The sequence below is a fragment of the Coprobacillus cateniformis genome, from assembly GCF_009767585.1.
Lineage (GTDB): Bacteria > Bacillota_I > Bacilli_A > Erysipelotrichales > Coprobacillaceae > Coprobacillus > Coprobacillus cateniformis.
Genome location: NZ_WSNW01000001.1, coordinates 2812506 through 2826361 on the forward strand (window position 1 = coordinate 2812506; position 13856 = coordinate 2826361).

At 29.7% G+C, this 13856-nt stretch carries 12 protein-coding genes; all 12 read left to right on the plus strand.

The window, feature by feature from the left end; all coding sequences use genetic code 11:
- Nucleotides 1–12 precede the first annotated feature (12 nt).
- The 12 genes from GQF29_RS13840 (at nucleotide 13) to GQF29_RS13895 (ending at nucleotide 13782) form a co-directional block, all read left to right on the plus strand.
- A complete protein-coding gene (locus GQF29_RS13840; protein ID WP_054688351.1) occupies nucleotides 13–393 on the plus strand; it encodes a hypothetical protein in 381 nt (126 codons plus the stop codon).
- Nucleotides 380–2770 carry an ATP-binding protein gene (locus GQF29_RS13845; protein WP_054688348.1) on the plus strand — a complete coding sequence of 797 codons (2391 nt, stop codon included), beginning with the start codon at nucleotides 380–382 and terminating at the stop codon, nucleotides 2768–2770. Before GQF29_RS13840 ends, GQF29_RS13845 begins: the two co-directional genes overlap by 14 nt.
- On the plus strand, nucleotides 2763–5117 hold the full coding sequence (locus tag GQF29_RS13850) for a hypothetical protein (protein ID WP_160340828.1): 2355 nt from the start codon (nucleotides 2763–2765) through the stop codon (nucleotides 5115–5117). Before GQF29_RS13845 ends, GQF29_RS13850 begins: the two co-directional genes overlap by 8 nt.
- 13 nt (nucleotides 5118–5130) lie before the next feature.
- Complete coding sequence (locus tag GQF29_RS13855) at nucleotides 5131–5718, plus strand: CHAP domain-containing protein (RefSeq protein WP_236916442.1); 588 nt, start codon at nucleotides 5131–5133, stop codon at nucleotides 5716–5718.
- 29 nt (nucleotides 5719–5747) lie between these two features.
- On the plus strand, nucleotides 5748–6437 hold the full coding sequence (locus GQF29_RS13860) for a hypothetical protein (RefSeq protein ID WP_202086379.1): 690 nt from the start codon (nucleotides 5748–5750) through the stop codon (nucleotides 6435–6437).
- 3 nt (nucleotides 6438–6440) lie between these two features.
- The gene (locus GQF29_RS13865; RefSeq protein ID WP_054688346.1) at nucleotides 6441–6920 is read left to right on the plus strand and encodes a hypothetical protein; all 480 of its coding nucleotides are present in this window, start codon (nucleotides 6441–6443) and stop codon (nucleotides 6918–6920) included.
- A complete protein-coding gene (locus tag GQF29_RS13870; RefSeq protein ID WP_160340829.1) occupies nucleotides 6920–8515 on the plus strand; it encodes an InlB B-repeat-containing protein in 1596 nt (531 codons plus the stop codon). The genes GQF29_RS13865 and GQF29_RS13870 overlap by 1 nt, the downstream gene beginning before the upstream one ends.
- A gap of 371 nt (nucleotides 8516–8886) precedes the next feature.
- Complete coding sequence (locus GQF29_RS13875; protein WP_054688344.1) at nucleotides 8887–9201, plus strand: hypothetical protein; 315 nt, start codon at nucleotides 8887–8889, stop codon at nucleotides 9199–9201.
- Between the two features lie 21 nt (nucleotides 9202–9222).
- Nucleotides 9223–11433 (plus strand): TraM recognition domain-containing protein, encoded by a 2211-nt coding sequence (locus GQF29_RS13880; RefSeq protein WP_054688342.1) that lies wholly within the window; start codon nucleotides 9223–9225, stop codon nucleotides 11431–11433.
- Nucleotides 11421–11876 (plus strand): hypothetical protein, encoded by a 456-nt coding sequence (locus GQF29_RS13885; protein ID WP_054325807.1) that lies wholly within the window; start codon nucleotides 11421–11423, stop codon nucleotides 11874–11876. Before GQF29_RS13880 ends, GQF29_RS13885 begins: the two co-directional genes overlap by 13 nt.
- Nucleotides 11869–12705 (plus strand): hypothetical protein, encoded by an 837-nt coding sequence (locus GQF29_RS13890; RefSeq protein WP_008787992.1) that lies wholly within the window; start codon nucleotides 11869–11871, stop codon nucleotides 12703–12705. The genes GQF29_RS13885 and GQF29_RS13890 overlap by 8 nt, the downstream gene beginning before the upstream one ends.
- 330 nt (nucleotides 12706–13035) lie before the next feature.
- Nucleotides 13036–13782: a hypothetical protein gene (locus tag GQF29_RS13895; protein WP_160340830.1), complete on the plus strand. Its 747-nt coding sequence runs from the start codon at nucleotides 13036–13038 to the stop codon at nucleotides 13780–13782.
- Nucleotides 13783–13856: the final 74 nt, after the last annotated feature.

Here is a 13856-nt window from a genome sequence, read left to right on the forward strand (position 1 = left end):
GGTGTATTGTAAATGAAAGGATATAATTATTCTATTGCCGAAGATTATAAACAGAAGTTAGTCATTCCTTATATTGGAATTGAAATTGATGGATGGCTGACTTTTTTTTCGGCAGTGCTTGGTATTGCAACAGTCGTTATTGTTATAGGATTACCTCTTTCTTTCCTAATGGGAGAAATAGGGTTCTATATAGCTTTAGCAATAGCAATTATTGGAATATTGGGAAGTATCACATACATTAATGAAATTAACCAGGAAACTGGTAAGAATAGACTTCAGGAATTGTATTTTACAAGTATTAAGAAATATCGATTTGTATATGATCATAATGGAGTCAAACATTTTTTGACTCCCAAAAAGGAAGGAGTGATTTATATCAATGCATGTAGGTAAGATATATGTCTATGACAATTTGATTTATCATAAAGAAGTTGCAAATTACTATTATAAAATTACACCTATCAATTCACTGTTTGCTCCAGAAACTCAGCAGACAACATTGTTAGAAGCAATGACAAACATTATTACAGATGTCAATATGCCAGGTAGTATTATCATTAGACCAAAGGCGATTGATAATAAAAAGATTTATCAGTCATATGCTGATAATTTTAAAAAGTATGGCAAGCCTGAATTCCTGGATCTTGCAAAAGATTATATTTTATCATTAAAAGAAATATTATCAAAGGCCATAAAATACAGATATGATATTTACCTGGTTTTTTGTGATGGACGTGAAGATCTTAAAAAAAGAAAAAATATCAAATTGTTTGGTGAAAGTAATAAACCATTAACGCAATCAGAACTTGAACTATATCAAACTGCTGAAAAAGAAATCTTTAAAAAATTATCACGCAGTGTTCACGCACAAAAAGTCAGTGAGGATCTGGCTTTAATACTACATAATTATATTGCTATACCAATTGAAAAAAAGATAATTGATTATTGTGTGGAAGAAAGTCCAATGTCATTAACATATCACTATAAACAATCCAACAAAGCTGAATTTGATGAACTCTATACAAAAACATTAGTAGCAAGTAAATTCGAAAGAAGTCGTCTTGAAGATATCACAAGAGCAAATGATGTTATTAATTCATTGCAACTTGAATCCTATCCTACTGATGTCTTTATTAAATTTGATCTTGAACATACCAAGGATTTTAAGAGAGACATGGCCGGTAAGAAAGAGAGCATCAAAAAGGCTCATAAGCGTTATATCAGTTTAACTGATCGCAAGGATAAGGAAGCCATTAAGGCTCAGATTGTTGCAACTTCTGGTATGGAGGCAGACGAATCAATTGAACGTGTAAAAGTAAAATGGCAAATGTTTTTACGTATACGTTCAAATAGTGTTCAGATGCTTGAAAAACGTGCTGATGCTTTAATGGAGAAGTTTAGTGGTGTAAACATTAGATTGTCTCAGGAACTTGGCGAACAACTCTCATTGGCAAATAATCTTTTTCCATATCGAAGCATATTCAGAAAGTATGTACAATTAACTGATATTAGCTATTTTGTGAATTATAATTATTTAGGTGGATTATATATTGGTGATGAAGAAGAAGGAATGATTGAGTCATATACAGTACCTGGTAAAATTCCTATTTTCTACAACATTTCAAAACCATTGTTAGGACAAACTAAAACATCATCGAGTGTGTCTGTTTATGCAGGTGAGACTGGTGGTGGAAAGACACAACTCGCAGACCATAGAGCATTTCAAAATATGATCTTTAAGGGCATGAGAGTATTGACAATTGATCCAAAAGGAGATCGTGAGAAAAAGATAAAGCTATTAGGAGATAGAGCATCACACTTGAAAATAGGATCTGATGATTGTCAGGATGGAATGTTTGATGCCTATCTTATAAATAGTCAATATGATGATGCATTAGAACAAGTTTATAAGGATGTAGATGCAATGGTAAGAGCACTAGGACTAAGAATATCTGTTGATTATAATGCAATTGTTCAAGCTCATACAGAAATGATTAAGGATGTCAAAAATAAAATAATACCAAGAGCAACATTTACTTCTTTTATTGAGAAACTTGAAAAATATGACGAATATATCGCAAGACAAATTATTACATTAAGAAGAACAAAAATTGGCAGATTATTTTATGCTACTGAAGATACGAAATATGATTCTTCTTTTAACCTTAATAAACAGTATAATCTTATTACATTTATCAAAACTCCAGTTCCTCGTGATCAAAATATGGATTCAAGGGATGATCCAAATAGATTGGATAATGCCATCTTTGCACTTGCCTTTTCAAGAGTACAAAATATCATTACTAACTTTATGAAACAGTTCGGTAATGAAGAAAATATCTTAATTGTAGATGAATACAAACGAATCAAAGATACACCAGGTGGAGAAGTAATTATTGATAACTGTGCACGACAAGTGAGGTCGTGGCAAACTCATTTGTTGATCATAACACAATCTCTATCTGATATTTCATCTTCATTGTTGAATAATACTGGAGAAATATTTGTTGGATCGTTAAAATCATCTGAAGAGATTGAATTTGTACTTGATGAAATGAAATTGAATAATCATCAAACGGTACGCAGTGCTTTAATAGATAGAACAACTGCTGAAGGAGCTGATGAAAATAAAAAATATGTTTTCCTAATGCAAGATTACAATAATAGAAAATGTCTGACAAAGCTTATTATTCCTAGATGTTTCAGTGAGATATTTAGAACCTTAAAAGATGATGAAACAGTAAGTATAGGAGGTAGACAATATGAATAAACTAAAGAATTTATTGTTACCATTTTTGGTTGTATGTGCTTTAATATTTTCTTTTAAAGTTGCTATTGTTCCAACGTATGCTGAACACCAGAAACCACCTAATACTGAAGAGAATAATAACACTGAAAAAGAGGAAACTGATGAGAATAAAGAAGATACTACTGGATGTGATTCATATGCGACTCAGGAATTGCGTGATCAGTGTGTCAAGGATAGAGCAGCTAATTTGTCAACTGCTCCTTTTTATACTGGAGCTATCATGTCAATTGATAGTAAGATATCAGAAAAAGAGTTAAAGCAAGATTATGTTAAGAATTTTTCAAATTCAAGTGTGACTGCTTTATCATATAATTTGAGTTTATTAGACCCTGATACAATTATTATGCATATTGTTAATATTGTTATAAGCCTTATTGAAATGATTGGCCAAGCTATAAGTTTGATTGTTCTTATACTTTATAATGTTGCTTCAGGTAGTTTCTGGAAAACAATCATTCAGGGGGTTTTTGATATATTCGATAAAGCTATATTTAATTGGGGCAATCCCAACTCCTGGTTTATGAAGATACTGTTTATGTTTGGAGCCTTATCAGTTGCCATGAAACTCATGTCACAATGGAACAAGCATTTTACTATCAGTACACTTATAACGATAACTGCACAAGTTGTTGTATCATGTATGGTGATCGTGTTTATTGCTCAATATGGAAGAGGCATTATTTCTCAGGTGGAAGTTATGGCCACTGAATCAGTTGTTCAGAATTTTAATTTACTTGAGGATCAGTATGACAGTGATTTGCCTCTTGAAATAAATGTGAAAAGCCAAATTTTTGATATTATGCAAAAGCAAGGATTTGTACTTCGACATTTCGGAGTCACAACTGCAGAACAAGTTGGTGATATTGAAAATGTTCCAATAAGTGATGGAACAAAGAGAACTGTCACTGGGAAAGAGCGTGTTGAAAAATTACTCAATGAACCAAGCCAAAGACGTTCTTATCAAGAGCGTAAGATTTTAGGTAATGATCAAATTGGCTATAGCAGTGGTCGAGTTCTTGCAATATTAGGAATATCAGTCATTTTTCTTATTCATAGAATTTTAATGGGATTTTTGATTGGTGCATCTTCACTTTTGTTATTGGCCATAGGCTTTTTAAAAGAAATTACAATAGTAACGTCTGTTTATGCACTGGTTTTTATGCTCTTTAAAAAAGATAGAAAATTAGGGTTTAATTGGTTTATGGGAAGAATGCAGTGGATGATAGCTTTTATATTATCCAATCTTGTCTTTAACATGTTTTTATCATTTATTGTTTTATTAATAAATGGTATATCAGCTCAAAAAGCATCACTTCTACTTATCCTTCCGTTTGATGTCATATTGTGCTTGGCAATATATTTTCTTGTAACACATGCACCACAAATTTGGCAAAAGATTATGTCAACTTTTGATATTGATGGTAATGATGGAGTTATTAATCTTGCCAAAGGAATTATTGGTGGAAATATCACACCAGGTGATATGTGGAGTCAATTTAAAAATCATGATGATACGGATCCGGATCCATCTGATGATACTTCAAACAATGGATCGGTACAAAAAGCATTATCAAAAATGGCGAAAGATAATGATGATCTTTCAGAAAGTGAAAATGACAATGATATTGATCCAACGAATAACGATAATGACGCTTTAGAAAAACCATTAAAAAATGATGGTGCAGAATCTAAAGACAACAATCTAAATTCTACTGAAAATGAAGAACCTCTAGATCCTGATTCCACAGAAAAAGAGATTCAAGAAGATATTGATCAAGAATTAGAAGACACTACTCATGAATCAGAAGAGACTGTTCAATCTCTAGCAGAAGTGGATGATAATATAGATATTGAATCAGATGATCAAGAGAGTGCTATTGATTTTAAAAATGATGATATTGAATTTGGAGAAAATGAATTAGAAGATGAAGTTGAATTTGATGAGAAGCATCAAATAGATGAGGATATAGTTGTTGATGATTCCTTAGAGAAAGCAAAAAATGATGATCGTATTGAGTTAGAAGAGAGTGATCTTTCTGAGGAAGATTCACTTCTGAATGAGGATCATAATTCTGATCAAAAAGAAAAACTTCAACCTCATGATCAGGAACGTGGTTCACTGAATACTCAGGATGATGAACTTAAAGATACTGGTTCTCAAGAAAAAGATATTTTAGATGATTTGAAAATCACTAAAGAAGATCAGGTCGAAGATGAGTTTGAAGATATGGAGGTAATTAAAGAGAAAGAAGTAGAAGAGGAAAAAGTAAAAGATATGGATGATTTTATGGAATCACTATTGGATTAGAGGAAAAAATAAATTGAAGATTATAAAGAAATTATTTATTCTTCCTTTCATTTTTTCTCTTCTTGTTATTCTTCTTTTTCCAATGGCTTTTGTTAATAACAAAACGAGAGACACACCTTCAGGTAGCGATATAACTGGTACAAATGATACAACCAACATTGATATAAATCACCCCTCATACAAGCACAATAACCCCTTGTGGCCCAAGTTTAATGGTCAGTGTACCTGGTTTGCCTGGTCACGATCAAATCAGTTGTTTGGGGTTGAATTGCCTACTAGGGATGCCAAACATTGGTATGATTTAGCTAAAAATATGGGGTTTAAAGTGGGCTCTACACCCTCTAGAAATAGTGTTATGGTTATCACTGGTACAACGTTTGGACATGTTGCATTTATAGAGGCATGGGATGGAGAAAATATTACGGTTTCTGAAGGAAATGTTAACTGGACTGGTTATATGCCACCTGATGGGGTTGGTATCTATGCAAGTGATGAAGAGGCATTGAAACATATAAGAGTATCAACACATAATTTTAATCAGTATAGAAAAAACCTGATAACTAGAGGAAGAAAAATTGCCGGCTTTATTTATTTAGAATAAAATATTTAAAAAAGATAGGAGAGAAAAAGTTGATAAAATATATTGATTATCAAAAAGATCAAACAGATATAAAATATTTTCAAGGGATACCTTATATAAAAAGACCTGATAAGAATCATCAAGTGATAGGACAAACAACTTTAAAGAAAACAAAAGATAAAGAAAAAGATATCATTGTCTGTGATGATATCTTTTATAAATATCATAAAGTTGTATTAGGCTACAAAAAAGGATATATACCAGTAAATAATAATGAATACATTGTCCTAAAAAGACGGTTTCCCATTCTTATAATTATTATCATTATGTTATTAAGCATTACTACTGTGATAGCACTTTTTTCATCTATAGATGAAAGAAAAAATCTTAAAATTAATAATACTGGAAAAGATCAAACAACGGAGATTATTCAAAAAAGAAGTTCAACAGACATGAGGATAATTATTTCATCAGCAATATCATGTGATGGTAAAAATATGCTAAATATGGGTATCAAAAATCTGAATAAGAACAGATATTTAAGATATATTTTTGAATACAATGAAGATATTGTTTATGATAGTCAACTAGTTGAATACAATAGAACTATTCAAACAGATCAATTAAATAAAAATTTAGAGAAAGGAAATTATTTTATTAAAGTAAAAATTGAGTCCTATGATTTAAAGCAAAAGTTAATGGGATATCATTATGCTGAGATAAAATTGATTGTGGAATAAAAAATGAATAAAAATATTATTTTATTAACATCTGTATTAATGTTGTCAGGAGTATCAGTAGCAAGTGAACAAGATAAAAGTGTTCCAGTTAATTTATATGTTGAAGCAACGGTGTTAGACTATACTGTTCCTGAAAGTATTTCTATGTATGTAAAAGCAAATTCTAATGAAGCAGATATTGATGATATGAAAATCACAAATAATTCTAAAGTTGGAGTTATCCAAATTAAAAACATTTCAGCTTTAGCAATCAATGATTATACGAAAGTTGAAGATATATCAGACTTCTCAAAGCTACCTATGAACTCAAAGAAAGCCTCACTTGTCTTTAGAAATCATGATATGATGACAGATTATAAAGAAGTTATAGAAGTAGATCCAGAATGTGATGAGAACCTTTCTTTTACTGGACATTCAAATGCTACCACTGAAATCGTTGCTGATCAACCATTTGAAATTATAATGACTGTAGGTTTTAAATAATGAAATCTAAAAAAATAAGTATTGTGGCAATTGTCTTAGTTCTTATTTTTTGTCATTCATTTAAAAACTCATATGCATTAGTGACATTAGAAGAACGATTTAAAGTTATACTTGCAAATTCATCAGGATCATTAACAAAATCATTAAACATAGATCTTAGTGGTGTTAATATAACTGAAAATCCAAGCGTTCGCTATTATTGTGAGGAGGATGTAAGAGGAACAGTATATAATTCTATTGCTCCAGCAACTGGAACACAACTTATATGGTATGATGCCGATAAAAAGGTTAATAAAAATTGGTATAGTTTAGGTGGGAATGTTAGTGGGAATTGGAGTAGTAATACGGCATCAACACTTACATTTAATACTGTTGATGTTACTGCAACTACACCATATGTTCGACTTCCAAAGGTGTCAAAAACTGGATATACTTTTACTGGATGGACAATTTCAGAAACACAACGAGCATATTATTATTTTAATGGTGCATTAAGAAGTACAGTTGGTTCATCATCGATATCATCAAAGGATGGTTGGTATCAAATCGAGGTAGGAATGACCAGTAATGCTTTAACAGTTAAGCCTACATTTAAAATTAATAACTATACTGTCAAGTTTGATGATGGGATGGGCAATATATTAAAAACACAAAATGTTTCTTATAGTAGTAGTGCGACTCCACCAACACCACCAACTCGGCCAGGATATACATTCTCAGGATGGAATGAATCATATACTAATATAACATCAAACAAGACAATAATTGCTACATGGACTCCTACAACATATAGCATATCTTATGAACTTGATGGTGGAACAGTTAGCAATAATCCATCTAGTTATAATATTACAAGTCCTACATTTACATTAAAAAATCCTACAAAAGTAGGACATACATTTTTAGGATGGACTGGAAGTAATAGCAACACTGCTCAAACAAATGTTACTATTTCAAATGGTAGCATAGGTAATAAGAACTATATTGCAAATTGGCAAGTAAATACCTATACAATACATTTTAATCCAAATGGTGGATTGGTTTCATCTTCAGATAAAACAGTTAAATATGGTCAAAATTATGGAGCCCTACCAGTCCCCACAAAAGAAGGATATATATTCAATGGGTGGTTCACTGCAATAAATGGAGGTGTTTTGGTCAATAGTTCATCAATTATGGGGGCTGAGAATATAACTTTATATGCACAATGGACTTCTATCCTATTGGATGTTACAGTTCCAGAATCTTTAGATATTTATCAAATTCCAGGAAAAGTAGATCTAAAGATCAATGCATTATCTCTTCAAAATAACTGTATAGGAACAATAGATATAAGTAAGTTAAAAATTAATCTGTATAATGGATTTGATTTTGCTGAAATGAACAATGATTTTAAGAGAATGCCATTTAATACAAAAAAGATATATCTTGCCTTCAATAACTATAATCTTATGAATGATTATAATAGTGGGTTATCAATATCTCCTAATGGTTCCTTATCAGTGCAACTTAATGGAAAAATGGGTGGTTTTTCATATAACTCAAAAGATCAAATAGCCACCATGCATTTGATTATGAAAGTAAGAGGACAATAAAATGTACCAGTGACTGGTACATTTTATTATAGATATATTCTTCTTGCAAAATGCATAAAAAACGGTATAATAAAAGGTGAAGATAGCAATGCTATTGATTTGGTTTAGTCATCCTTCGCTAATTGTCAGTTATCGGAAGGATGACTACTTTTTTATTTGAATTATGATTTCCTTTATCTCTTTGAGAATAAGTAATATCAAAATGTATTCAGTCAAAAGTATCACCTCCTAACTGTCAAGTCAGGGAGGAATCGGTGAACGCATAATCAACAGATCACTATCTTCGACAATAATTATATCATATTTAAATACTATAGGCTACTTTTTGTAGTCTTTTATTATATCAAAAGTAAAAATAAAAGGAGATAATTATGTATAACATATTTAGAAAAAGAAAGAAGAAAAAAGATACTTGTAATGAAAAGGAACAATTAATCATAGATGAGTTTTATTTAACACATCCTGAAATAAAAGAAATGAAACTTATTGAACAAAGATATTTCTATGATAAAACGTGGCAGTTTACATTATCTAATGGAGAATGCTTTACAGTTGTTCGTAATGATATTGAATCATTAGAAAGTTTCTGTAAAACTATAACAGATTTAAAAAATTCTAACAAAACTGAACTATCAAAAGAATTACTATGCAGTTTAGATGAAAAAGATAAAATCTATTATGATTAAGAAATATAGGAGGTAGAAGGAATGTTATATCAGATATTACCAAGAAAGTCATATCAATTTAATCAGGAGAAAATGAATATGTTCTTTAAGACAATTGCATCTGTTAAGAATAAATTTTCTTGGAAAAGTATAATCCAAAATTTTCAAATGCATTATATAATTGATTGTACTGAAGATGATAAACTTAATTTTTATATTGATATAGAAGATAATTTAAATCACGAAGTTATTATAAATGCTCTTCATGTTTTGTTGGGTGAACAAGCTGATATATTTGTTGCTAAAGAGAAGCTGCAATCACATGATACTGTTAATACTCTTTATTTAAATAATGATCATAAAATTGGAGATAAGCCCAGACTGGCAACATATTGTAATGATTCTATTTTTATGAATATTTTGGGAATGATGCAACCAAGAACACGAATAGATATTAGTTTTAAAGTCGTTAAAGCATCCATGAACAATAAAAACAATGTTTTTATGAGTAGAATGGCTACAGATGTTTTAATTGAACTTATGATCCATGTATCAGGACATACAAAATACTCCAGAACAAAAGTTAAAAATATTTCAGATAGTATATCATCACTGACTGCTTCATCAGAACAGTTATGGACAAAATATAAATATGACATAAGACCAATTAAACTTACTGGCAGTGAAGCAATGAATTTTATACAGATACCGACTTTAAATAAAAAAGATGATCTTACATTAAATAGGATTCATCATTTGCTCCCAGGTCAAGTTACACTTAAAGATAATGAATTTGCAACTGGTATCTATACTGGAACATTGTATCACCCTATACAAAATGAAAGGAAAACGTATATTGATATTGATCATATTCGTAAACATGCTTTGGTTACTGGAACAACTGGATCAGGAAAATCTGCTGAAATAGAAGAATGGATAGATCAGATACTTTATGATCAGGTAACTGGAAAGGATAATATAGGGTTTACATTTATAGATCCTCTTGAAACATCAGCTTTAGGTGTTATTGATAAAATTTTAAAATTAAAAGATGATGGATATGATATTAATAAACTCTTAAAAAAAGTTAGATATGTAGATCTTTCAGCTGATGATTATATTTTTCCAATGGCGTTATTAAATCCTTCAACTGATTCTACAGAAACATTAGATTTCTTTAAATCATTATACGGAGATCTGAATACTATCCAGGTAGACAGAATGCTCACTTCAGCGATTAAATCATTATTGCTAGACGATGAAGAGCATTCTGTTTTTGATATTGAAAAGATCTTTAATTCAGGAGATTCAACTTTTAGAGATCGTCTGTTAAATAAGATTTCTAGAAATATCTATGCTGAAGATGAAATTAACTTTTTAAAGAACACTAAATTTAATCAGTCGATTGCTGATCCGATATTAAATCGTTTAGCATCATTTAAGAATTCAGAGAAAAAGAAATTGATGTTTTCTTTGACAAGCCAATATGATGCTTTAAAGGATATAAGAAAATGGATGGATGAGGGATATATCATATTGCTTAACTTAAAATCTATGAGTGATTTTGATATTAAGGTTATCTGTGGATATTTAACTACACAATATTATTTAGAAGCCAAGAAAAGACCTGACTTTTCAAAGTTGCATCTATTGCTTGTTGATGAAAGTCACAAGATACAGATGCCTATTTTTCCAAAAGTAGTTGCTGAATTAAGAAAGTCAGGTTTATCATTAACACTTATTACACAGTTACTTGAGCAATTCTCTCCTGACTACTCAGAACAACTTATTGGTAATATAAATACGATCATATCATTTAAGCAGAAAGCAAGAGCTGCAATGGAACTGCAAAGAAGAATACCATCTCAAGATGTCAGTAAAAATGATCTTATGCAATTACCATCAATGGTAGGCTATTTATCAATGGAAGAACAAGGAAAAGAGAGAAGTATTCTTATTAAGGCTAAACCACCATATCGCTATACTAATGGGAAATTAGTGGATTATACTAATCCGTCTGAAGTACAAAAGAACTTAGATAAAAATAGAAAATTTGCAAAAGAATTAATGGCTAGAGATTTTATGTCAAAAGCTGAAGCAGAAAAAATTGTATTTAAAGGACATGGCAGAAAAAAACATATTGAAGAAATCGAGAACGAACTTTTAACAGAGGGTGATGCTCTTTTAAGCGTTCAGGATGGCGAAAAAACAAAAATAGAAATTAAAGGAGAAGAAACAACATGGGACGAATAAAATACATCTTAAAAGGAATGAGATATCAGTTGATCAATCTTATTCCTTATAAATATAGAAGACCATTTATTTTATATTTTTCAATTTTAGGATTAGTAGGATATTATAATTTTGCAATGTATATATCTTTTTGCTTTACTGGTGGAAAGAATACATACTTAGTAATCATTGGCGATACAGTATCATATGTTATGGATATGTTTATAAACTTTAAAAATAAGGGACTTCTAATTTTGGTAATAATAGCTGTGTTTGCTTGGATTACATATAAATACTGTATAAGAGATGAAAAATCAGATAGAAATAATCAACAAGAAAATCAATCTAAAGAAACATATCATAATCATAGTTGGTATTATCAGATTAATTCAATGATCAGTTTTGTATATGCTCTTATAACTATATTAACAATTATTTTTATAGTTGGTGGTTTACATGGGTAATAGAAATTATCCTAAGATAGACTCTAGAGATATGGAACTATTTCAAAGAATCAATAAACATGGTTTTGTGGATATGTATTATATCTACAAATTTTATAAAACTGATTGTAAACCAAGAACTGTTACAGATAGAATTAATCAGCTTATTCATCATAGATATTTGTTTGAGAAGAAAACATTTATACCACCAGAATATTCATCAACCAATATGAAAGCATATAAAATTATTGGCTTGGGTGTAATGGCTCAAAGATTACTCGATGGAGCAGATGTCATCGTTCATGATTATAATAGTATTCTTAAAAATGCTTCTCCATATAGAATGTATCATCAAGTCCAATTAACAACTGTATGTGATACAATTCAATTAGGTTATAAAAATGGGAATAGTAATTTTGAACTTTTTCAGATATTAAATGAAAAGGAATCTTATTTGGAATCGGTTGGTAACATGCCTGATGCAGCTTTGTTGTTTAGGCAAAAAAATGGATCTCCAGGATGTGTTATTGTTTTTGTAGAACTTGAAAGAAGCTATGCAAGTATGGAGCGTATTTCTAGCAAAATGATCAATTACTTTTTTTCATTTTCAAACAATGATTATGGAAAAATGTGGGGATTACCAATTATAAGTTATCGTGTTTTATATGTTGCACAAACCAATAGTCAATATAATGTTTTAAAAGAGAAAATAACACTCTCAGATAATCATAAAGAAATGAATGTTTTGATTACTAGGTATAGTGATATTATATCTCATCCATTAGAAGATATTTATTATGATTTTAATGCTGATCAACAAATAAAATTACTTGGAAATATGGCTAATTAAGGTATGGTTTTTAATATGGTTTGACTATGGCTTGGCTATCTCACTACTACGATACTTAAAACCATAGCAAAATCTATGTATATCAATACTTTCCAAGAGATTAAGAAAAATTAATACCGTAAACTACTATATAATTTATATCCTTATTATATATTAACTGAGATAACCCACCATATGGACTAAATAAAAACGCTAACCATATAAAATATATACCAATACTTAATACTACTTAAATAACTTAATAATACTAATTAATACTTATAATGATATATAGATAATACTAATATAATATGATAAAATACCTTTAGAAACTGTTGGAGGTAAGAATAAGTGAAAATACCCAAAATAACAAAAGAACCTATAAATACATTGTTGTCAATTCTTCCTGGAGGAAATGGATTAGGAAGTGCTGATAAATTAATTTTTATTTTTTTGTTAATTGATATTTATCAATTAATTACTCATAATAAAATAATTGATTTATTTTCTGAAAATGTGAAAACTAATATCAATTCTATTTTTAGCTTTAAAGCGTTAGATATATTTGCATCAATAGTAATTTTGCTGATGTTAATGTTTTGGGGAATATATGGGATAGCAATGATAATTGATAAGATTAAATTTTTGGAAAATAGAACATGGTATATTACATATGGAGAATTTAAATATTTTGCAGAAAGTATGACAACATACTTTGTATTATTTTTTATGATATATATATGTAATCATGGGGTAGATATGTCGTGGCTTAAACAATATGAGATGAGTTGGACATCTGCGTTTAATATATTAAAATGGTGTATAGTTGGTATGTTGATTGTTGCATCAATTTTAAGTGTTATGCAAGCAATATTTATTAGAAAATACAATACAAATGAAAATGAGAAAACATACAGAGAAGAAATAGCTGAAAATGTATTGTTGAAGTTTAAAGACAAGATGAAAACTGATAAAGAATTGGATTATATAGATGAAAAAACTAAAGCATTAAATCTGATTAAAGCTGAAATAGAATTATTAGAGTTGAATGTAAATATTGAAAATATTGAAAAAAACATGAAGAAAAGAATTAGATAATGTACCAGTTACTGGTACATTATCTATAAATCTTTACATAATATGACTGTTATTAAAAGAAATGGAGAGAGTAA

Coding starts and splice junctions, on each gene's coding strand:
- GQF29_RS13875 (WP_054688344.1), top strand. CDS start 8,887: ATGTATAACATATTTAGAAAAAGAAAGAAGAAAAAAGATACTTGTAAT.
- GQF29_RS13890 (WP_008787992.1), top strand. CDS start 11,869: ATGGGTAATAGAAATTATCCTAAGATAGACTCTAGAGATATGGAACTA.
- GQF29_RS13870 (WP_160340829.1), top strand. CDS start 6,920: ATGAAATCTAAAAAAATAAGTATTGTGGCAATTGTCTTAGTTCTTATT.
- GQF29_RS13880 (WP_054688342.1), top strand. CDS start 9,223: ATGTTATATCAGATATTACCAAGAAAGTCATATCAATTTAATCAGGAG.
- GQF29_RS13885 (WP_054325807.1), top strand. CDS start 11,421: ATGGGACGAATAAAATACATCTTAAAAGGAATGAGATATCAGTTGATC.
- GQF29_RS13865 (WP_054688346.1), top strand. CDS start 6,441: ATGAATAAAAATATTATTTTATTAACATCTGTATTAATGTTGTCAGGA.
- GQF29_RS13850 (WP_160340828.1), top strand. CDS start 2,763: ATGAATAAACTAAAGAATTTATTGTTACCATTTTTGGTTGTATGTGCT.
- GQF29_RS13840 (WP_054688351.1), top strand. CDS start 13: ATGAAAGGATATAATTATTCTATTGCCGAAGATTATAAACAGAAGTTA.
- GQF29_RS13845 (WP_054688348.1), top strand. CDS start 380: ATGCATGTAGGTAAGATATATGTCTATGACAATTTGATTTATCATAAA.